The organism is Psychrobacter nivimaris (genome assembly GCF_043419765.1).
Taxonomy (GTDB): Bacteria; Pseudomonadota; Gammaproteobacteria; order Pseudomonadales; family Moraxellaceae; genus Psychrobacter.
The window spans coordinates 825,175-843,836 of sequence record NZ_JBHOFX010000001.1 but is presented as its reverse complement, the minus strand read 5'-3'; the positions used below and the strand labels follow the sequence as shown (position 1 = coordinate 843,836).

General features: G+C 37.6%; 20 protein-coding genes and 1 pseudogene. 11 read left to right on the top strand and 10 right to left on the bottom strand.

Features of this window, described 5'->3' with window-relative positions:
• Positions 1 to 39 precede the first annotated feature (39 nt).
• From ACHEVO_RS03185 to ACHEVO_RS03170, 4 genes are all read left to right on the top strand, one after another.
• Positions 40 to 1,026 (top strand): ABC transporter substrate-binding protein, encoded by a 987-nt coding sequence (locus tag ACHEVO_RS03185; protein WP_394123867.1) that lies wholly within the window; start codon positions 40 to 42, stop codon positions 1,024 to 1,026.
• Positions 1,027 to 1,134: 108 nt separating this feature from the next.
• Positions 1,135 to 2,271 (top strand): TIGR03364 family FAD-dependent oxidoreductase, encoded by a 1,137-nt coding sequence (locus ACHEVO_RS03180; protein WP_394123866.1) that lies wholly within the window; start codon positions 1,135 to 1,137, stop codon positions 2,269 to 2,271.
• Positions 2,271 to 3,044, top strand: coding sequence for a phosphonatase-like hydrolase (locus ACHEVO_RS03175; RefSeq protein ID WP_394123865.1), 774 nt, complete (start codon positions 2,271 to 2,273; stop codon positions 3,042 to 3,044). The genes ACHEVO_RS03180 and ACHEVO_RS03175 overlap by 1 nt, the downstream gene beginning before the upstream one ends.
• 899 nt (positions 3,045 to 3,943) lie before the next feature.
• A complete protein-coding gene (locus ACHEVO_RS03170; RefSeq protein WP_394123864.1) occupies positions 3,944 to 4,261 on the top strand; it encodes a DUF4172 domain-containing protein in 318 nt (105 codons plus the stop codon).
• A 211-nt stretch (positions 4,262 to 4,472) separates the two neighbouring features.
• Here the strand turns inward: ACHEVO_RS03170 and ACHEVO_RS03165 are convergent, their stop codons facing one another.
• Positions 4,473 to 4,901 (bottom strand): MgtC/SapB family protein, encoded by a 429-nt coding sequence (locus ACHEVO_RS03165; RefSeq protein ID WP_394123863.1) that lies wholly within the window; start codon positions 4,899 to 4,901, stop codon positions 4,473 to 4,475.
• A gap of 331 nt (positions 4,902 to 5,232) precedes the next feature.
• Between ACHEVO_RS03165 and ACHEVO_RS03160 the strand changes: the two genes are divergently transcribed.
• Both ACHEVO_RS03160 and ACHEVO_RS03155 read left to right on the top strand, forming a co-directional pair.
• The gene (locus ACHEVO_RS03160; protein ID WP_423608971.1) at positions 5,233 to 5,541 is read left to right on the top strand and encodes a CsbD family protein; all 309 of its coding nucleotides are present in this window, start codon (positions 5,233 to 5,235) and stop codon (positions 5,539 to 5,541) included.
• A gap of 140 nt (positions 5,542 to 5,681) precedes the next feature.
• On the top strand, positions 5,682 to 6,152 hold the full coding sequence (locus ACHEVO_RS03155) for a CinA family protein (protein WP_394123862.1): 471 nt from the start codon (positions 5,682 to 5,684) through the stop codon (positions 6,150 to 6,152).
• A 3-nt stretch (positions 6,153 to 6,155) separates the two neighbouring features.
• On the opposite strand, the pseudogene ACHEVO_RS03150 reads toward ACHEVO_RS03155, so the two are convergent.
• Positions 6,156 to 6,839 (bottom strand): annotated as a pseudogene (locus ACHEVO_RS03150) (DUF421 domain-containing protein).
• A 324-nt stretch (positions 6,840 to 7,163) separates the two neighbouring features.
• Here ACHEVO_RS03150 and ACHEVO_RS03145 point away from each other — a divergent pair.
• Positions 7,164 to 7,604, top strand: coding sequence for a hypothetical protein (locus tag ACHEVO_RS03145; RefSeq protein WP_394123861.1), 441 nt, complete (start codon positions 7,164 to 7,166; stop codon positions 7,602 to 7,604).
• Between the two features lie 34 nt (positions 7,605 to 7,638).
• Here the strand turns inward: ACHEVO_RS03145 and ACHEVO_RS03140 are convergent, their stop codons facing one another.
• From ACHEVO_RS03140 to otsB, 6 genes are read right to left on the bottom strand one after another with little or no spacing between them, the layout of a single operon-like run.
• Entirely contained in the window at positions 7,639 to 8,316 is a 678-nt protein-coding gene (locus ACHEVO_RS03140) for a glycosyltransferase (RefSeq protein ID WP_394123860.1), read from the bottom strand.
• Positions 8,317 to 8,360: 44 nt separating this feature from the next.
• Positions 8,361 to 9,086: a class I SAM-dependent DNA methyltransferase gene (locus tag ACHEVO_RS03135; RefSeq protein ID WP_394123859.1), complete on the bottom strand. Its 726-nt coding sequence runs from the start codon at positions 9,084 to 9,086 to the stop codon at positions 8,361 to 8,363.
• On the bottom strand, positions 9,070 to 9,930 hold the full coding sequence (locus ACHEVO_RS03130; RefSeq protein WP_394123858.1) for a PIG-L deacetylase family protein: 861 nt from the start codon (positions 9,928 to 9,930) through the stop codon (positions 9,070 to 9,072). The genes ACHEVO_RS03135 and ACHEVO_RS03130 overlap by 17 nt, the downstream gene beginning before the upstream one ends.
• A complete protein-coding gene (locus ACHEVO_RS03125; RefSeq protein WP_394123857.1) occupies positions 9,918 to 11,003 on the bottom strand; it encodes an acyl-CoA dehydrogenase in 1,086 nt (361 codons plus the stop codon). The genes ACHEVO_RS03130 and ACHEVO_RS03125 overlap by 13 nt, the downstream gene beginning before the upstream one ends.
• A gap of 19 nt (positions 11,004 to 11,022) precedes the next feature.
• Complete coding sequence (locus tag ACHEVO_RS03120) at positions 11,023 to 12,585, bottom strand: alpha,alpha-trehalose-phosphate synthase (UDP-forming) (RefSeq protein WP_394123856.1); 1,563 nt, start codon at positions 12,583 to 12,585, stop codon at positions 11,023 to 11,025.
• A gap of 21 nt (positions 12,586 to 12,606) precedes the next feature.
• Positions 12,607 to 13,494, bottom strand: a complete 888-nt coding sequence (gene otsB / locus ACHEVO_RS03115) for a trehalose-phosphatase (protein WP_394123855.1) — start codon at positions 13,492 to 13,494, stop codon at positions 12,607 to 12,609.
• 399 nt (positions 13,495 to 13,893) lie between these two features.
• Between otsB and ACHEVO_RS03110 the strand changes: the two genes are divergently transcribed.
• On the top strand, positions 13,894 to 14,256 hold the full coding sequence (locus tag ACHEVO_RS03110; RefSeq protein WP_394123854.1) for a hypothetical protein: 363 nt from the start codon (positions 13,894 to 13,896) through the stop codon (positions 14,254 to 14,256).
• Between the two features lie 653 nt (positions 14,257 to 14,909).
• On the opposite strand, the gene ACHEVO_RS03105 is transcribed toward ACHEVO_RS03110, so the two are convergent.
• Positions 14,910 to 15,821, bottom strand: coding sequence for a LysR family transcriptional regulator (locus tag ACHEVO_RS03105; RefSeq protein WP_394123853.1), 912 nt, complete (start codon positions 15,819 to 15,821; stop codon positions 14,910 to 14,912).
• Positions 15,822 to 15,924: 103 nt separating this feature from the next.
• Between ACHEVO_RS03105 and ACHEVO_RS03100 the strand changes: the two genes are divergently transcribed.
• From ACHEVO_RS03100 to ACHEVO_RS03090, 3 genes are read left to right on the top strand one after another with little or no spacing between them, the layout of a single operon-like run.
• Positions 15,925 to 16,371, top strand: coding sequence for a VOC family protein (locus ACHEVO_RS03100; protein WP_394123852.1), 447 nt, complete (start codon positions 15,925 to 15,927; stop codon positions 16,369 to 16,371).
• Positions 16,358 to 16,951, top strand: a complete 594-nt coding sequence (locus ACHEVO_RS03095) for a glutathione S-transferase family protein (RefSeq protein WP_394123851.1) — start codon at positions 16,358 to 16,360, stop codon at positions 16,949 to 16,951. The genes ACHEVO_RS03100 and ACHEVO_RS03095 overlap by 14 nt, the downstream gene beginning before the upstream one ends.
• A 26-nt stretch (positions 16,952 to 16,977) precedes the next feature.
• Positions 16,978 to 17,577, top strand: coding sequence for an HAD hydrolase-like protein (locus ACHEVO_RS03090; protein WP_394123850.1), 600 nt, complete (start codon positions 16,978 to 16,980; stop codon positions 17,575 to 17,577).
• A 483-nt stretch (positions 17,578 to 18,060) separates the two neighbouring features.
• On the opposite strand, the gene ACHEVO_RS03085 is transcribed toward ACHEVO_RS03090, so the two are convergent.
• Positions 18,061 to 18,606 carry a hypothetical protein gene (locus ACHEVO_RS03085; RefSeq protein ID WP_394123849.1) on the bottom strand — a complete coding sequence of 182 codons (546 nt, stop codon included), beginning with the start codon at positions 18,604 to 18,606 and terminating at the stop codon, positions 18,061 to 18,063.
• Positions 18,607 to 18,662: the final 56 nt, after the last annotated feature.

Genomic DNA, 18,662 nt, shown 5'->3' with positions numbered 1-18,662 from the left:
CAATTGAACCGTTAACCACTCAAATAATTAGGAACAACAATGAACTTATTCAAAACGATAGTAATGGGATTAACTTGTGGAGTTTTAGTAGCAGGTTGTGGGTCGCAAAGCTCGGACGATACAGCTGGCGAGGAGGTGATTATTTATAGTAATGCTGATGAAGAGGCAGTCGAGGTTATTCAAGAGGTGCTTGATGAGGCAGGCTTTGAAGGTCAATACATATTTCAATCATTCGGAACAGGTGAGCTTGGGGGGCGACTATTAGCAGAAGGAAAAAATATTGAAGCTGATATGGTGACAATGAGCTCGTTTTATATCGAAAGTGCTCAAGCAAAGCACCCAATGTTTAAAGCGTTAGCATTTACAGCAAACCCACAGATTGCGACGCCTAATTACTATGCACCGATTCTCAGCTTTACGGGTGCTATCTTACTCAATACCAAAGAGATGGAAGCCAATAATCTTCCAGTACCTACCAGTGCCAAAGACTTAGCGAATCCTATTTATAAAAATCAAATTTCTATGGTTGATCCAAATGGTTCATCAACTGGTTGGTTGTTTGTACAAGACATTGCTGCTGAATATGGCACCGATACTGAAGGTCAACAAATCATGAATGCTATTCGTGAAAATGCAGGACCTAATTTAGAGCTATCTGGCTCTGGTCCTCTTAAAAAGGTAATGGCAGGTGAGGTGCCTATCGGTTTCGGTCTACGTCATCAGGCAGTCGCTAATAAAGCAAAAGGTTTACCAATTGATTTCGTTGATCCTAGTGAAGGTAATTACACATTGACTGAATCGGTTGCTGTTATTGATAAAGGAAAGAAAACCAATCCTAAAGCAATGAAAATGGCTGAGTTAATTGTCACTAAAGCTCGCCCACGTTTATTAGAAATTTATCCAAATATTGTGTATGACGGTGAGACAGTAGCTGCTGAAAATCAGATTGATAACTCTAAGACCTATCCAGAGCCATTAACTGCCGAGCTGTTAGATAAGCACCGTGCTTTTTTCCACGGTGAGTAATTTTAGTTGAATCAAAATAATGACCATTCAGGCTTAGCTATATTAGTTCATAGGTTAAGCAAGTAGAGGGCTAATTAATAAAGATATATGGGAAGAGCAGGTATGACAATGAGCAAAATACTTTCTGATAAAACATACGATGTCGTTGTCGTAGGTGGGGGTATCGTTGGGCTGGCAAGCGCCTACGCCGCCGTTGAAAAGGGGCTGAGTGTTGCGGTTGTAGAACGCCAATCTCAGAACAAAGATGCTTCTGTTCGTAATTTTGGATTTGTGACCGTTAGTGGTCAGCGTCGAGGTGAGCATTGGCAACGCGCCATGCACTCTCGTAATGTTTGGGCCGAGATTGCGCCAAAAGCAGGTATTCAGATAGAGCATATCGGTCTGCATATGTTAATGCAGCGACCTGAAGCGGTAGATGTTGCACAAGCTTTTTTAAAGACAGAAATGGGTGAGGGGTGCCGACTACTGACACAGTCTGAAATTAATGAAGCCGCGCCTTATCTGAACAAGGGAGAAGGGGTGTTATATAGCCCGCATGAGCTTAGAGTAGAATCTAATACTGCAATCGCTAAGCTGACTCATTGGTTACAAGAGACGCAGAGTGTGGATTTTTACAACCATACTACGGTGACTTCAGTGGAATTACCAAAAGTGCATACCAGTCGTGGTGTCCTTAACGCTGAGCTCTGTGTGGTCTGCCCCGGAGCGGACTTTACTGGCTTATATCCAGACGTGTTCGCTAAGACCAAAGCTAAAATGTGCACGCTAAATATGATGCGAGTCATGCCCAAAAAAGCATTTAGATTAAATGCCGCTGTCATGTCAGATTTAAGCTTTGCCCGTTATGATGGATTTGCTCAGTTACCTGAAGCTACGGTACTAAAAAGCTTACTTGACGATATTCAAAGTGCAGAGTGTCAAGCAGGTGTCCACCTAATTGTGGTTCAGTCTGAAGATGGATCACTAATCATCGGCGATAGTCATGATTATAGTGATAGAGAACTGCCGTTTAGAGACACCCGAATCGATGATCTAATCATTAATGAATTTAAGCAGGTGATGGATATTGGTGAGATGGATATTACTCAGCACTGGTTGGGTGTATATCCAAGTGCAGATGATGTGGTATTTAAAGCATCACCTGAAAAAGGTGTGGTGGTCGGTGCAGTCACCAGCGGTACAGGGGCATCAACAGGTTTCGCATTTGGCGAAGAGTTAATTGAATTGGTATTGGAATCAAAGTAATGAATATAGCAAATAATAATATAATAAGTAGCAGCTCACATAGTGATAGTTTAAACAGTATTAAAAACAAATTTTTTGATATTAAGCTCTGTGTATTTGATATGGCTGGCACAACAGTAGATGAAAGTAACCTGGTCTATAAGACCGTATGTAATGCTATCAATGAAGCATTGAAGAGCACTGGCAAATCAGATAAGCAAGTGAGTCTGGAGTTATGTTTAGAATACGGTGCAGGTAAAGAAAAACGCAATGCCATCCGTGATATTTTGAATATGATAGATTTATCTAATGCTGATATTGAATCATTAACGGATACGGCGTTTGCAGCCTTTAAAGTCAATCTTGCAACTGCTTATAGCAAGGACACCTTATCTGAGTTTGAAGGCATGTCAGAGTTGTTCGAGCAGTTGAAGGCGAGTGGTCGTCATGTGGTGTTAAATACAGGATATGATGCTAAGACTGCTAATAAAATTTTGACTATCTTAGGTTGGTCTGTGGGGAATCAAGTAGATGTATTAATAACAGCCGATGATGTAGATAATGGCCGTCCAGGTCCTGATATGATTACACTTGCGATGAAACAGGTTAATATTGATAACTCACAGCAGGTGTTAAAAGCAGGGGATAGTGGTATCGATATTGAAGAAGGTAGGAATGCAGGGTGTGGGCTAGTTTTAGGTGTGCTATCTGGTGCACAAAATGAGCAGCAGCTGTTAAGATACTCGCCTGATGCAGTTTTAGACAAGCTGACTGAGCTAAAAGAGTTTATTTAGCTTAAAGCTAGGTCTAAGTTTCAATATATGAAAAATAGTAAAGCCATAAGAGCAATGACTTTTATGGCTTTTTTAATTTGGATAAAATATCTCAGATTCTGTGTAATTGACGTTTAGGTTAAAGGCTTACTGATACAGTCATCAAACATAAAGCGAACTAAAACAGACGTCCAGTCACGGATGAGCATTGTCCGTTTTTTAGGTTCCTACTAGGTTGATAGATAGACTACTTGAGGATTTCTAATGATTTCATGTAATCTTTCAGTACTATTAGCTGAACGACGTTTAAAGTAGAGGTCAAAAAGAGGGTTTTAATTTTAATGGTTTTTAAGGGTCGGTCATCATTTGGTCACCGTCACTTTTTTAAATGATTTAAATCTGATTGTATAATCATGACTATGAGTCGATGTAGACAAGTATTTTCCGCTACAGCCCATATTTCACGGACAAAAAAAGCCCCAATCTTAAGATTGGGGCTTTTCGAATCTGGTAGGCGTAATCGGATTCGAACCAACGACCTCTACCATGTCAAAGTCGCTCGACTAAAATGTATATTATAACAATATCTTACATACATTGACCTTTATAGCCTGTGGGTATTATATGATTAAATAATCGCGATGTAAATTGTAATATAATAAAATTTAACTCGTATTTGGGCACTGTATTTTTATAGTATTTTTACCTCTACTCAAACTCTTCTTAGGATAGGAAACTATGTGTGTTCGTTGAGAATCTATTCTTATTACGTCTACTATTGTCGTTTTTGAACTTATACATATTGTTTCTATTGCTTATTCTCTGCATGATATGCAGAGATTAATGTTCTAATCTCTGCATATCTCTGGGGAACATACGAAGCGTATTACTTATATTGATTAGCATTCAAATTGAACTGAATGGCAATGGTCGGACAAAAGCTATCGTTGCCATTTATCAGTCGTGTGCGGATATTACAAAGAAGTTTACTAGGAAAGCTGCTAACACTAGGATTCGATCTGAAAGTTGAGGCACAGTTAGATGCGGTGACCTTAGAGATTATTAAAAATTCTGAGATAGAAGGTGAGACGCTAAATGGTGAACAAATGCGCTCCTTAGTTGCGCGGTATTTAGGGTTAGATAGTGCCAGCATGCCAACCACTACTCGTGAAATTGATGCGGTGGTAGAGATGATACTAAGTGCCACCTATTATTACCAACAGCCTGTTGTAAGATGATTTACTTGGATGGCATCGAGCATTATTTCCAGATGGATATAGTGGTCTCTATCGTATTCAAGCAGGTAGTATTCGTACGGCACTACGAGATATTAATGATTTAGTAGAAAAGGGTATGATACAAAAATCTGTAGCATCAGGGCGTAGTACAAGCTATGAGCTTGTTTGATAAAGGTAGCCCTTAATTACTTACTTTAATCGAGTTACAACATTAAAATTTTGGTTTAAAAGGTTTTGAGAACTGTAGGATTAAAAAACCAACTATTGATAATATAATAGCAATTTCGTAACGGCTATAAGCCACTGATATCCCAATTGCGGCTGTATTCCATAATCCAGCGGCTGTAGCCGTTCCTTTCGCGCCATTCTCATCTTTAAAGATTGCACCGCCGCCGATAAAACCCATACCAGTAATTATGCCGTACATAATTCTGGCTTCTGCATTAGACCCTTGATAAATATCCATCCCTACTAGCATAAAAGCACATGAAGCAATGGTAACTAAGGGAAAGGTTCTGAGACCAGCTCCATTATCTTCAAGCTCGCGATTGAGAGCAATAGGTAAAGACAGTATAAAGGCAATACTGAGTTGAAGAGAGTGATATATAAAAATCTTTAAACTAATATCAAGGTTAAACATAATGGCTACTCAAAATATATTTAAGGCTAGAGCTATTTTCAGGATAAAATATAGTGTACCTAAAAAATTGTATTTAATAAAATATAATAAAATGTATATTTTTTTAAGAGAATTAATTAAATACAAATTAAAAATGATAGCTATATTTGTAGTAAAAATAAAATTGTTCACATTAATTAAGTATAATAATAAATTTGGTTATAATATTAATAATATTATATAAACAAAAACACTCTTCATACAGAAAGTATTGGATAAAATGTATTATATTATTCTTATCGGTCAGGATAGCTATGGCTGATGCAAAGTCCCTAATAAAAGGATAATTGTAATGGATAATCCAAATACTAACGAGCAAAGTATGGATGCACAGTATAAAAACAACCAAAAAATGGAAGGTGAAGATATGAACAATCAAGACATTAATAATAGAGATATGAATAACCAAACTCTAAAAGGTGAGTGGAATCAGCTTAAAGGTACAGTAAAACAAAAATGGGCTGAGTTAACAGATGATGACCTAACTCACATCGAAGGTGATCGTGACAAACTAGTCGGCCGCGTCCAAGAACGTTATGGTCATTCAAGAGAAGATGCAGAGCGTGATGTAGATAATTGGCGTCGCGAAAACCAATATTAAATATTGCGTTAGTCTACTAACATGGTAGTTGATACTAAAACTACAAAGAGGTCATATAATGTTTATGTGGCCTCTTTTTTTATAAGAAAAATCATAAAAATACGGAGTTACTCTTATTCTAATCATGAAAGGAGGGTGTTATGTCAGATAGTTGTGTCAAATTATTGGCGGATAAGAATTTAACGATCGTTTTTATTGAAAGTGCAACCGCTGGCTACCTTGCCCATCGTTTTTCTGTCAGTCCTTATTCAGGCGATGTACTGATGGGAGGATTGGTATGTTATGACGCGGTGATTAAGAAGAATATGTTAAACATATCGAGTCAGCTGATTGACAAATATACGCCCGAATCCTTGGAAGTGACCCAAGAGCTCGTCAAACAGTCTCCAGAAAAGTTCGAGGCAGATTTACACGTGGCATGTACTGGGCTATTAAAGCCTGGAGGCTCTGAAACTGAAGAGAAGCCAGTTGGGACGTTTTTTTATTGCATTGGCTATAAAGATGAGGTGTATAGTTTTCGCAGCTTATGTAATGGGCCATCCCAGCAAAAATTACGGAGTATCTATAGTCTGGTTTGTAAAGGTATTATCGATGTAGTGAGCAAGCATTGACGATTAGTTCACAATCTTATTATTGAGGGCTTTTGCCCAGCCTACAGTATTATGATGACAACGTTCGCAGATTTTGTTTAGATCTGAGATATATTCGACTTGACCGCAATGCGTACAAGCATAGGGATGCCCCTGTTTTATAAATTGGGCTGGCTGAAACTCTTTAGGAAAAATGGGTAAGCCGTATTGAGTCTCATCATCTGGAAACAATAATACGCTAAATTCCCCGTCGGTTTCTAATAGTCCCATATGTACTTAACCTAAATGACGTACGCCTTGTTTACGCATTTCAGTAAAAAACTCATCATGAGACATCCTGCCTTTTTCGATATCTTCTAACACAAGCAATCCGTTTTCGACAATGTAAGTAGGCTTGCCCTCTAGTAGTAGCTCAAATGCTTTATGTTTGGAGGCAAACCAAGTACATAGTCTATAAAGCAACAGCATGATACTCATGATAAGTGCGGCTTGGATCAGCGGTAAGTCTTCAGTGAACATAGGGTCACCAGCGATAGAGCCGAGTGATAAGATAATAGTTAGCTCAAAAATAGTTAGTTGCCGAACACCGCGCTTACCTGTCAACCGCAGTAATAAAATCACTAGACTGAACATGATAACAGTACGTATGACTATTTCTACGGCAAAGGACCACGTCGTATTGTAAATAAAGATACTGAACCAGTTCATCTTATTCTCCTATTATTATTTTTTCACCGCTTATATTTATAGTAGTCATAATTTTACAGCACTGCAGATTAGGTTGGATAAAATCAATTTCATAAATACTCATAGTTTTGATAGGTTGCAAAAATATAAGCTATTAAATATATATTACTAATAATAAATATAAAGAATAATTATGATGTAGTTATATAAATCCTCATTGGTTACTAATATTTTTTTATAATTAAAAATAATATGTAATTATTATAGATAAGAAAGAAAATTAATAGTAATATTTTAATAGAGTGTTCAAATTAATATCTTATATAATATTGGGACTGGTCTATTATGTTGATAAGCGCACTCGATTCAAACATAAAAAACTTGTGTGTTTTTTTACTTTTAGGTGTTTGCATCTTAATGTTGTTAGCGCCATTATTTTCATGGAAATACCAACCTTCTAAGTCACTGACTAAAAGATTATTAATAGCACTCTTTCTTATTCCATTTTTTTTATATTTTTTATTTGATATGTTTCATACAAATGATATTCAAAAAAATAATATTTTGCTCTTAAACTTTGACAAGTCTACGGAGAGTATCTTGCTTAGCGATAGTGACAATACAGAAATATCGAATGAGTATGCATTTGCCTCTGATCTCATACATGACGAGAATAGTAGCAAGAGAAAGATAATAGAAGAGAGAAGCAACAGTAATACCTATAGTGCAATACCTGTTACAGAAAGTGTAGATAAGCCTGATGAAAGTGAAAGAGATGTTTTTTAATTTCAGCTTTTAATAGCTTTAAACTATGATGGGTTTAATATGACCAGCTGACTTTTTCAAGGTTTGCTAAAAATGCACCAAAACCTTCTTTTGCTCGAGCTTGCAATCGACTACTGGTCAGTACACGGACGCGATTGCTCCAAGTAATCGCATAGCAATGTGCTTCGAACTTATTAACTAGATCTACATCTTCATGACAAGTCAAAGGTGCAAAGCCGCCAGTGGCTAAATAAGCGTCACTACTAAAACTCAAATTTGCCCCATGAATATGTCGATGCCCCATCTTGTCTTGATAATGCGTAATGTAAGCTTGTTGTGTTTGTGATGACAAATGCCCCCAGTTATTGATAGACACTACGCCGCAAATCATATCGGCCCTCTGCTGGTCAAGATGTTCCATTTGCTGCACTAACCAATCCATAGGCACTGTTGAGTCAGCATCGGTACAGGCAAGCCATGTTGCCCCATGAGCAATTGCATAGCGGATGCCCATATCCCTGACTTGTCCCACGCACTGATAATAACAGCATAAGTAGTCGACCCCTGCCGCTTGGACAATTTTCAATGTGTCATCAGTACAGCTATCTAGTACCACCAGTACAGAAGCAGTGAAATTTGAAGGTAACTGATCGATTGCAATCTGTACAGACGCCAGGCACTGGGCGATAGTCTCTGCTTCATTATGAGCAGGAATTACAATACTAATTTTCATAATATCTACCAATCCCGATATAATTTAAGATTATTTTTGGTTTTCTATATTAAGTTTTCTTGCATAGCAACTGACGTGGAAGAACGTTGCCAAATATCTAGTAAAAAGTCGCTATCTATCATTTGGCTCTGATGATTGAAAGCGTGATGATTTTCATTATTGTTAATAAATGTTTGATGTAAACGCTGATGTACGCTTTCACCTGTCATTGCAAAACCATCAATAGCATAGCGCCAGTGGCAGCAAAGCAGAGTACCATTTAGGGCAAGATTGTGTAGTGCCCAGTTGATGACCACATCAATATCACTGGATGACAAATAGTATAAAATCTCACTAATAACGATCAAATCAAAGGGCGGTTGATTGATTGAAGTATTTTCTGATAGAGGTTTTCTCTGTTCCAATAACTCTTTTAAAGAAAATAGTTTATCGGGAACAATACCTTGTATGACTCTAGCATGAGGTAGTACTGCTAAACGCTCTTTAGCAAGTTTCACTGCTTGATGGTTGCCATCGATACTGATTAAATCCTGACAACGATGAGCCAATAACTCGCTTAGTACGCCATTACCGCAGCCCAATTCAATCGCACGTTCATAGTGTGGTTGGGGTAGTAGAGCCAAGCAAGTATTACGTTTTCGCTCTTCATACCAACGAGTTTGATATTGCCATGGGTCGGCATTGTCATTATATAATTCGTCAAAATATGAATCCGAATAGGCGCTGTATTGACTAGAATTAGCCAAGCTTTCTTTAGAGATATGGTTCATATATATAAACCTCCCAAGGTTGGGTGATTCGAGTAATCGTTTGCTTAGTTAGAATAGGCGAGTTGCCTGTACTTACATCTTCAGTGGTTTGGCTTTTAAAGCAGTGGATAGCTTTGATTTTTTTCTCTAATTGCTCAGGCGTTAAGTCCAACCTTACAGTATGTTGCCAAGGGATTCGACTGTCATCAGGCTTTGCCCAATGCCATGCCCATATCAGTACTTGATAGCAACGTAGGCGATGTTGCTTGGCAAATGAGGTGACTACTTGCCCTGTAGCTTCATGGTCAGGATGCCCATCATGTGTGAAAGTCGTGACTAAAATGTCATCAGGTTGGAGGATGGTCGCTAATTTCTGATAAAAGAGCGTTTGCTGCGCGAATACATTGCCATCTGTTAAGTTTAAAGAAAGTGCCATAACCTGATGGTTCACGCCCAACGTTTTTAGAGCTTCAACACTTTCTTTTGGACGGAGGGTGTTAAGCTGTTCTGGAGAATAAATCTTCGAGTCTGGATGACTTTGGGTACCATTAGTTACGTGGATGAGGACTATGGGATTGCCGTTATCTGCTAGTTGCTGCAATAATCCGCCACAGCCTAATATCTCATCATCAGGATGCGGTGCAAAGATACAGACGCGTTGATGGGAGTTGAAGCTTGTCTGAATATTTAATTGAGGCAGTTTTTGTAATCCTGCCCAGTTTTGCCATGTGTCTGAGCTAGTACCAGCACCTTCAATAATACGGTCTCCTACGATTGGATGGGGATATCGAAGCAGGGTAGTAGACTTAGCGTTATTATCTTTGAAGATAAGCTGTATGTTCCTATTTAATTCTATAGTTGCCATACGTTTGCCTGTCCATGAGTCGAATTACTGTGTAAAAGGTTGGTCAACTCACCAATTTTTTGTAAGTCGAAAGCACCATGACTTTGGCGAATAAACACGGGAAGATCTGCTGATAGTCTTGCAAAATGAGCATTACGGCAAAATGGTGCGGCTCCCAATGCTTGACCCACTATCTTTACTGTGTGGCGCGCGACTTTTTCAATTTGGGCTCTCAATTGACGTATAGCAAGCTCATGGCAAAATGACGGCTCTGTGTCTATCAGATCGGCGGCGTAATAGAGATATTGTTGAGTAATTGCCAATGCAGTACCAATTTCACCTAAATACATGGCCTTGTAGTCATTCGGTTTTTGCTGATAAGCAGCGGTCAAATAGCTTGCTAGGTAAGCTGATGCGCCATACCAACACGCAGCAACCCCTGCAGCCCCGTGCCAAAACCCCGCACGATCTAGATAGGCATTCTCTTTTCCAACCAAACTCGCTGATACGCCACAAAACTTCACAGTAGCTGTATCTGTGGCTTGCATTCCTACTGCCTGCCATTCACTATTGTTAATTTCAATACCTGCCTGATGCATATCTATAATCATTAGTTGTGATTGATTATTGCTATTGCGATAAGTAACAAGGGCGTAATCTACCATGCCAGCTCCTGAACACCATGCTTTGTGACCAATGGCCTTTCCTTGCTCATAACGTAGGGGGTCGGGATGGCCTTCTGCTGCCCAAACGGCCCATAAACCTTTGGCTACCTTACCATACCCAATTTCATTCAAAATACTTAAAGCGTCTAAATGCGATTCAAACCATTTGACAATCGTTAGATCAATACTTGCAACATACGCCAAAACTTGCCAGCGTATTAAAGTATTTGAAAGCCCGCTATGCTCAGCCATACCGCTTGCGGGATGAGGGATATCTTTGCTATAAGACACTAATATATCTAAAATTTTATGGCGTAATGCAGCGGTAAGATTAAGCGTACTCATTGCTTGGGTGTCAGTAGCTATTATTTTATCGACAGCGACTTTAATATCTTTTAATAAATCGTTTTTTATATTTGTCGATCGCATCAGAGTCTCCTAGTTATACTTATGAGTCAGACATTTGAACATTGGCAGGCTCCATGCTACTTATTTGACTACTGCTTTCATTGTATAAATCATCCAAAAAACTCTGCTGCCAAATCTGCAAATTGTCTTTCTGTAGTCCTTGCAATAATGACCGATAACGAGACTGACGCTCTTCCAACGGCATCTTGAGGGCCGTTTTTAAGCCCTCTATCATGCTTTGCGGCTGATGGGGATCTATGATGACGGCAGCCTGCATTTGTTCAGCGGCTCCAGCATAACGGGACAGTAATAAAACACCAGGATTATCAGGATTTTGGGCAGCGATATACTCTTTGGCCACCAGGTTCATACCGTCTTTAAGCGAGTTCACCCAACCGACGTTACTTTGCCAAAACATCGTCATCAATTTCTCATGGCTCAATGCGGTTTCGCTATAGTTAATGGCTTGCCAATTGCTATTCTCAGACAGATATTGCTGATTGATGTCATAGACCTCTTTTTTGACATCATCGTAAAGACTTTGATACGTCGGCAAATCTAAACGACTAGGGCAGGCGACTTGTAATAACTGCAGGTGATTTTGATACGATGGATTTTGCGCTAAAAAATCACGATATGCTGCAAAGCGTTTTAACAGCCCTTTTGAATAATCAATCCTATCAACTGCAATAATCTGTTGAAAAGTAAGGTTTTTACTTTTATAAAGTGGGGTGGAGTGCAAGGGGATAGCGGAAGATAAGTGTTTAACCTGCTGCTGAATTTGTGTCACATTGACGCCTATTGGATAAGCATCAACCATTAAAGCGTGCTGAGGTTTTAGCGCTAAATCGAGCGTCATTTTTGCTCTAGTATAGGTATAGGGCTGAGCAAAATTTCGCTTCATGTCTAACACATTTATCGGTGCGCTTGCTACAAGCTGGTCCTGTATAAAATGGTCTTTTAAGTAATACTGCAAGACATTCAAGCAATGAGTCCTGTCTTGCTGAGTCTGCGTACCCAACAAATCATAATGGGCCAAGTGATTAATGACCTCAGAACTTTGTTCAAGCGATTGCCAAAAACGTAATGAGGCAAATGGAATATGTAAGAAAAATCCGATACGATTGGTGATACCTAGCTGTCTACAATGATATGCCACGCTTAAAAAGTGATAATCATGAACCCAAATCACATCGTCAGGCTTAATGATTTTCTTTAATTGTTTGGCAAAAAGCTGGTTTACGTCTTGATAGCCTGCGTAATCTTGGGATTTTTGACTGATTAAGTCGATTCGTTCGTGCAATAGTGGCCATAAGACATTGTTAGCGAAACCACAGTAAAATTGATTATATTGCTCAGTGGTAAGAGCTGTGGTCATATAAGTAATACAAGTGCCTTCACCTGTCAAACTGGCTGGCTGGCTAGTAAATGAGCCAGTAGAACCGTTAGTATTATCACCGCTCTTTACGACTTTACCGTTCCAACCCATCCAAACCACTGAGTTCCCTATCAATACGTTTTGTAGAGCTACTGCCAGTCCGCCAGCCATCGGTTTGTTGTCGAGCACCTTAACCCGATTTGATAAGACAATTAAACGACTCATAAAATTGACCTCAACTTTTCCTTAATAGTGAGAATTGACTTTTATTACTCCAGATAGTGACCTATCACGTGTTTGGCAAAAACTTAGAAGGTTACGGAGTAAGTTTGTTACTTCCTTAATATCGTTGACATAATAATGAGCACAGGTCGACTCCCTTCCTACTTTAATGCCTAGCCCTTTTGGTGGTTGTTCTAAGCCTTCTACTATCTTTTTTGAATCTTGTATGGCTCTGAAACCGGCTTCATCAGTAATATCATCACCAATAAAAATTGCACAAGTATCATTGCTAGCTTTGTTCATTATTTTGCCTAGTAGGTATAGAATGGCAGTCCCTTTATTTACACCTTTTGGTACCGCTTCCCAAACATATTTTCCAGGTTTTAACACCCAATCAGGATAGGGTTTTAATACTTCCTTCATCAGGCGATAAGCCTCATCAGCCAAAACGGGATTCTTTCTGAAGTGTAAAGCGACGGAATAAGGTTTACTTTCTACGAAGAAGTCGTCATAGAGGGCACAAGAGCGGAGGATATTTTGCTTTATTTTATCTAGTTCTAAGGTATCAATAAAAAGCGTATTTACCTCATTCAGATCTTCGTCTTCGAATTTACTAAAACTACTATTTAATGCTATTTCTAGACCGTGAGTTGCTGCAATCGGTAACTCTATAGGTGCCAGTAAACTTCTAGCTTCAACAAGACTGCGACCCGTTACAATAGCGACTACAATGCCATGTTTTTGTAGTTCCCGTAATATACTTAAAGTTGAATATGGTACGATGCTATCTTTAGGGTTTAGTGTAAAATCTGAAAGCGTACCGTCTATATCTAAGAATAAATAGCAATTTTTCTGATGTTTTAGATAATCTACTAGTAAATTCGGTTGCATATATATAGGGTGACTTTCCATACTAAAAATAGCTCCTGAAGTAATACTTTCTTATATGTTTTTTAGCTTATAGATTCCAAACGCTTATAGATAAAAATTGATAATCAGTAAGTTTTTTAATAATATAGTCATAAAAAAGCCAAACATTGTCAGCTTTTATAGTAAAATTAATAGACTTTTGTAATTAATTAAATTTATTACACAGTTTTATTTTTAAGTTAAGGCTTATTTAAAATACTGTAATAAATTTTATTTTAATAGCCTGATATAACTATATTATTTAAAAAAGCTATTAAAATTTAACAAAAACATCTTAGTCGGCATATGTATTAATATTGGAATTCATTTAAAGTAATAGTTAAGTAAAAATATTCAATACCATAATTAATGGTTTATCTTAACTTTATTAAGGATATTAAAATGAAGACAACAATCTCTAGCCATTCACTTCAAAGTAAACTATGGATGGCATTACTGGTCAGCGTTGTAGGACTTAGTGCTTGTAGTAATGAAGTGGAAGAGACGCCAGATAGTACGATGGACACGACTGAAGCTACTGCTGCTGAAGTAGGGACGGACTCTACTATGGGTGAAACAACCACGGATATGAACATGGCCGATACAAACAGTCCTATGGATCCAGCTGGTACAGCCACTACCGACACAATGATGGATAGTACCACTACCGATGAAATGATGGATGGCTCAGTCACTAGTGATACAACAATGGTAGACGAAGACAATACGAGTTTCAATCAAGACCCAGTAGAAAGTGCTCAATAAATCGTAGATGTCAGAGTAGAATCGACCTATATTTGGATTAAACTTAAAGTATGGATAACAACTTATCTTAAGATCATAAAAATTAATAAGTTGTGTGCTGAATACTTAGCAATACCGACGGCTTTACTATAATAAGAAAAGTAATTTTCTTATTATAGTAAAGCTGTCTTTTTATTGAGAGTTAGATTCAAATAGCTTTGATAATTGAAGAGCATGACTTACTCATTAACTTTTTATAGAGATATCAAAAAATTCTGATGAGTATTAAAAAGTCTATCCGATAAAAAGCGTAATATATCAGGGTAAGCTCAATCTTTTACAATGTGCTAAAAGAAACTATCAAACTCAACTATAGCTATAGGCTATTGATAGAAAAAAGCATAGCGACTAGTCTCATAGTTCAAAAGTCTGTTATAGATGGTTCCATTATATCAGTCTGTTTTAAGTAGTCTGTTAATAGGTTTTTGGGGTGAAATAGCTGGTTCTGCTGGGGTATACTTATAAAATTTACACCAGTGTTTGATTAAAACCTACCAAGTTTATTTCTAAGGTTCCTTTAGCATAGCTCAGTATGCTAGCCTTGATAGCATTATCAGTTGTTAACGCCTGCCATAAAATCTATACCACTGAAATTACTGATGAGTAATCATCTGCTAACAAGATAATTCGAAGAGTCTATTCATCAATTTGGGAGATGCAAATTCCAAAAAATTTACTATTTTTTGCGGTAAATACTTTCCAGTCCTATGCATCAAGTGTATAGGGATTTTATCAGGTTCAAACTCGGTTAGTATTATATTAAGATCGCCTTTATCTACTGCTTCTTTCACTTGATAATGTAATTGTTGAGTGATGCCTACACCTTTTATAGCGGCATTAACCGCAGAATCATTATCGTTAACCGTGAGTCTGGGCAATATATCTATATGAGCAGTTAATTCAGAATCAGGTATTTTGTAACTCCAATAGGGAGTAGTCATTGCCGTACTCAATGATATACAGGAAAGTTGTGTTAAATCATAAGGAGAGTCTATTACACGATGATTAGTTAAAAATAACTGGCTTGCACAAGTCACCATTCGCATACGACCTACTTGAGTGGCTATCATCGTACTATCTGGCAACTTACCTATTCTAATCGCCATATCCACATCATCTTCAAATAGATTAATATTTCTATCTGATAATAAGAGCTGTACATTTATATTGGAATACAACGACAAAAACTCGATAACAATTGGCAATACATATAACCTGCCAAACATAACGGGCGCTGTTATAACTAAATCACCTCTTGGTTCCAAATACTCTCCTTTCGCTTTACTTTCAGCCTCTTCGACCTGTTCCAGTATGCTCTTACAAGCTTTTATATAATCGTAACCAGAATCTGTTAAAGACAATTTTCTAGTGGTTCTATGCAACAACCGAATGCCCAGCTTATTTTCAAGTTCAGATATTTTCCTACTTAGAGTGGGTAATGGTATGTTCAAGCTTTTGCTTGCTGCAGAAAAGCTCCCAAGTTCTACGACTTTGATTAATATAGACATTGCTTGCAATCGATCCATAACTATCTCATTTATTGAAAATATGATTATCAAATTTACAGTATTATCTTTTAAATAACAAAGTGTCATACTAATCATGTCGAAATCAATAGGAAAGTGATTTATGAGCACATTATCTCAGGCAAATTCACAAGTTGCGATTGCATACGATCATGTTGGTATTAGAGTTAGTAATCGACGAGAAGCGATTGCATTTTATGAACGTCTTGGCTTCAGAGAAACCTATAGCATACCTGAAGGTGAAGCGAACGAAATGGTTACTTCGGCTGGTGTACGAATTAATCTTATTTTTAATGCTGCCAAAACAAAAGACCAGAAAAATGTTCTACTGGATGAACCAATTAAAAAGCCAGGTATGACGCATCCAGCATTTATCATTCATGAAATCATTGCATTGCAAAGTTGGCTATTGAAAGAAGGGATCGAAATCACAGAAGGCCCCAAGCAACTAGGTCCAAGAAGGATTACGTTATTCATCCGTGATCCAGATGGAAATGTACTGGAATTTAATCAACTACTGTCTGAGGAAAGAAATTATGAATCTGTATGATTTAGCGCTATCAGGAAACTGCTATAAAGTAAGGCTATTTGCTTCGCTTATCAATACGCCTTTAACGATTGTGCCTGTTGACTTTATGAACGGCGAACATAAAACAGAAGCAATGCTCAAATTAAATCCTTTGGGTGAAATTCCAATTTTAGAAGATGGATCCGTCATATTAAGAGATGCACAAGCCATATTGGCATACCTAGCCAATAAGTATGGTGGGGAAGCATGGTGGCCTAGCGAAGCCCATCTGCAAGCTGATGTAATGCAATGGCTATCTGTTGCTGCCAATGAGATACAACATGGCCCAAACGTAGCACGTTTGATTAAGAAGTTTGGTTTAGAAAGCGATTGGGTGCAAGCTTCAGATCGTTCACATAAAATTCTGACTTTCATAGACAATCATCTTGGCAGTCACCAATGGCTAGCCGCCAGCCGTCCCACTATTGCTGACTGCGCGGTTTATCCATATATCTCAACTGCCTACGAAGGCAATATTGATATAGATAACTATCTCAATATTCAGGCATGGATGAAGCGTATACAGCAACTACCAAATTATATCTCTATGTCTGGGAATTAACTTTGATTGGTGATAAGTAAGATTTTTTGTACGGGATAACTGACTTTAGTGATAGTTTAAATAGTACTAAAAATAAATTTTATGGTATTAAGCTCTGGGTGTTTGATATAGCTGGCACAATAGTATATGAAGGTAATCTGGTCTATAAAACCGTATGTAATGACATCAATGAAGTGCTGATGCGCGCTGGCAAGTCAGATAAACAAGCGAGGCTTGAGTTATGTTTAGAATATAGTGCTATGTCAGAGTTGTTCGAGCAGTTGAAGGCGGGCGGTCGTAATGTCGTATTGAATACTGGATATGATGCTAAGACTGCTAGTGAAATTTTTACTACCTTAGGTTGGTCTGTAGGGAATCAAGTAAATGCATCAATAATAGCCGATGATGTAGATGAAGGGCGCCCAGACCCTGATATGATTACTCTTACGACGAAACAATTCAATGTTGATAATTCACAACAGGTGTTAAAAGCAGGAGATAGTGGTATCAATATCGAAGAAGGTAAGAATACAGGGTGTGGGCTAGTTTTAGGTGTGTTATCTAGTGCGCAAAATGAGCAGAGGCTAGTGAAATATTCACCTGATGCGGTTTTAGACAAGTTGACTGAATTAAAGGAGTTCATTTAACTCAAAGCTTCAATATATAATAAATAGTAAAGCCATAAGAGCAATGACTTTTATGGCTTTTTTAATTTGGAGGTTTTATCCTAGATTCTATGTAACTGCCGTTTAGATTAAAGGCTTACTAATACAGCCTGGTCAAACAGGGGTACCTCAGGTTGAATTGCTTAAATGGGTACAATTACATATTCCTATTACACTTTTTCCTCATAAGGTACATAGATACTTGTTGCTAATAAGGAAGACGACTATAAACCTTAACAAAATAATCAATTAATACTTTTACATTTAGAGAGACATGACGAGTATAAGGATAAATAGCTATGACCTGTTAAGGTGTGATTTTCTTCAATAAATTAATCCCGATATACTCGGAACAGTTCACGTTTTAGAAGAATCTCAGTTGGGAGAAGTACCTTATTTGGTTCATGAAAGGTATGCCATTTGTCGAATCTTTAACATACATAGCAACTCACAAATTATATTCTGCTACGTAATTTCATAGTCGTTTTGAACTAATATTTGATAAATTTCTAGAACCTCATCTAGAATTTTTGTAGCCATAGTATCATCTTTCATCATTTCCCATGGCGTACTAGAGCTGCTCCAATTAAAAGGCTCAAATCTATCTTTAGCTACCCACCAGTTAGAGCTCTTAAACTGTTTATTTTGGATATTATCGTTTAATAACCTGTTTATTCTACTTTTATGTTCATTAGCATATTCAGAATTCCTGTACTTACCCGAGAACCTTATGCCTAAACTTGGTTTATTATAATAATCTTGAAATTCAAAACAAATAATTCCAATGTTTTTTATATTCCCAAAGCTGAACTTCTCATACTTATTGTCTACTCTCATATTTCTTAGAACAAGATTTCGAGAATGATTTTTGGCTTTTATACGTAGATCTAACTTAAGCTTTTCGACAAAACTTTTTTTCATTTTTCCAATATTGTTATAGAGAGCTAGACTGGTTTCTAGGTTATTCTGCTTTAGACTCATAACCTCTACAGTTTTGTTATCCTCATTCATGTTTACAGTCTCCGTAAAATTTTTACCGTTGTACTACTTCAGCCTTATAAAAGTTG

What these genes read in the sequence shown, in the direction of transcription:
- ACHEVO_RS03135 (WP_394123859.1), bottom strand. Translation starts at nt 9,086, where the DNA reads ATGAACCATATCTCTAAAGAAAGCTTGGCTAATTCTAGTCAATACAGC.
- ACHEVO_RS03160 (WP_423608971.1), top strand. Translation starts at nt 5,233, where the DNA reads ATGGATAATCCAAATACTAACGAGCAAAGTATGGATGCACAGTATAAA.
- ACHEVO_RS03175 (WP_394123865.1), top strand. Translation starts at nt 2,271, where the DNA reads ATGAATATAGCAAATAATAATATAATAAGTAGCAGCTCACATAGTGAT.
- otsB (WP_394123855.1), bottom strand. Translation starts at nt 13,494, where the DNA reads ATGGAAAGTCACCCTATATATATGCAACCGAATTTACTAGTAGATTAT.
- ACHEVO_RS03125 (WP_394123857.1), bottom strand. Translation starts at nt 11,003, where the DNA reads ATGCGATCGACAAATATAAAAAACGATTTATTAAAAGATATTAAAGTC.
- ACHEVO_RS03085 (WP_394123849.1), bottom strand. Translation starts at nt 18,606, where the DNA reads ATGAATGAGGATAACAAAACTGTAGAGGTTATGAGTCTAAAGCAGAAT.
- ACHEVO_RS03105 (WP_394123853.1), bottom strand. Translation starts at nt 15,821, where the DNA reads ATGGATCGATTGCAAGCAATGTCTATATTAATCAAAGTCGTAGAACTT.
- ACHEVO_RS03095 (WP_394123851.1), top strand. Translation starts at nt 16,358, where the DNA reads ATGAATCTGTATGATTTAGCGCTATCAGGAAACTGCTATAAAGTAAGG.
- ACHEVO_RS03185 (WP_394123867.1), top strand. Translation starts at nt 40, where the DNA reads ATGAACTTATTCAAAACGATAGTAATGGGATTAACTTGTGGAGTTTTA.
- ACHEVO_RS03170 (WP_394123864.1), top strand. Translation starts at nt 3,944, where the DNA reads ATGGCAATGGTCGGACAAAAGCTATCGTTGCCATTTATCAGTCGTGTG.
- ACHEVO_RS03140 (WP_394123860.1), bottom strand. Translation starts at nt 8,316, where the DNA reads ATGAAAATTAGTATTGTAATTCCTGCTCATAATGAAGCAGAGACTATC.
- ACHEVO_RS03165 (WP_394123863.1), bottom strand. Translation starts at nt 4,901, where the DNA reads ATGTTTAACCTTGATATTAGTTTAAAGATTTTTATATATCACTCTCTT.
- ACHEVO_RS03130 (WP_394123858.1), bottom strand. Translation starts at nt 9,930, where the DNA reads ATGGCAACTATAGAATTAAATAGGAACATACAGCTTATCTTCAAAGAT.
- ACHEVO_RS03100 (WP_394123852.1), top strand. Translation starts at nt 15,925, where the DNA reads ATGAGCACATTATCTCAGGCAAATTCACAAGTTGCGATTGCATACGAT.
- ACHEVO_RS03110 (WP_394123854.1), top strand. Translation starts at nt 13,894, where the DNA reads ATGAAGACAACAATCTCTAGCCATTCACTTCAAAGTAAACTATGGATG.
- ACHEVO_RS03120 (WP_394123856.1), bottom strand. Translation starts at nt 12,585, where the DNA reads ATGAGTCGTTTAATTGTCTTATCAAATCGGGTTAAGGTGCTCGACAAC.
- ACHEVO_RS03145 (WP_394123861.1), top strand. Translation starts at nt 7,164, where the DNA reads ATGTTGATAAGCGCACTCGATTCAAACATAAAAAACTTGTGTGTTTTT.
- ACHEVO_RS03180 (WP_394123866.1), top strand. Translation starts at nt 1,135, where the DNA reads ATGAGCAAAATACTTTCTGATAAAACATACGATGTCGTTGTCGTAGGT.
- ACHEVO_RS03155 (WP_394123862.1), top strand. Translation starts at nt 5,682, where the DNA reads ATGTCAGATAGTTGTGTCAAATTATTGGCGGATAAGAATTTAACGATC.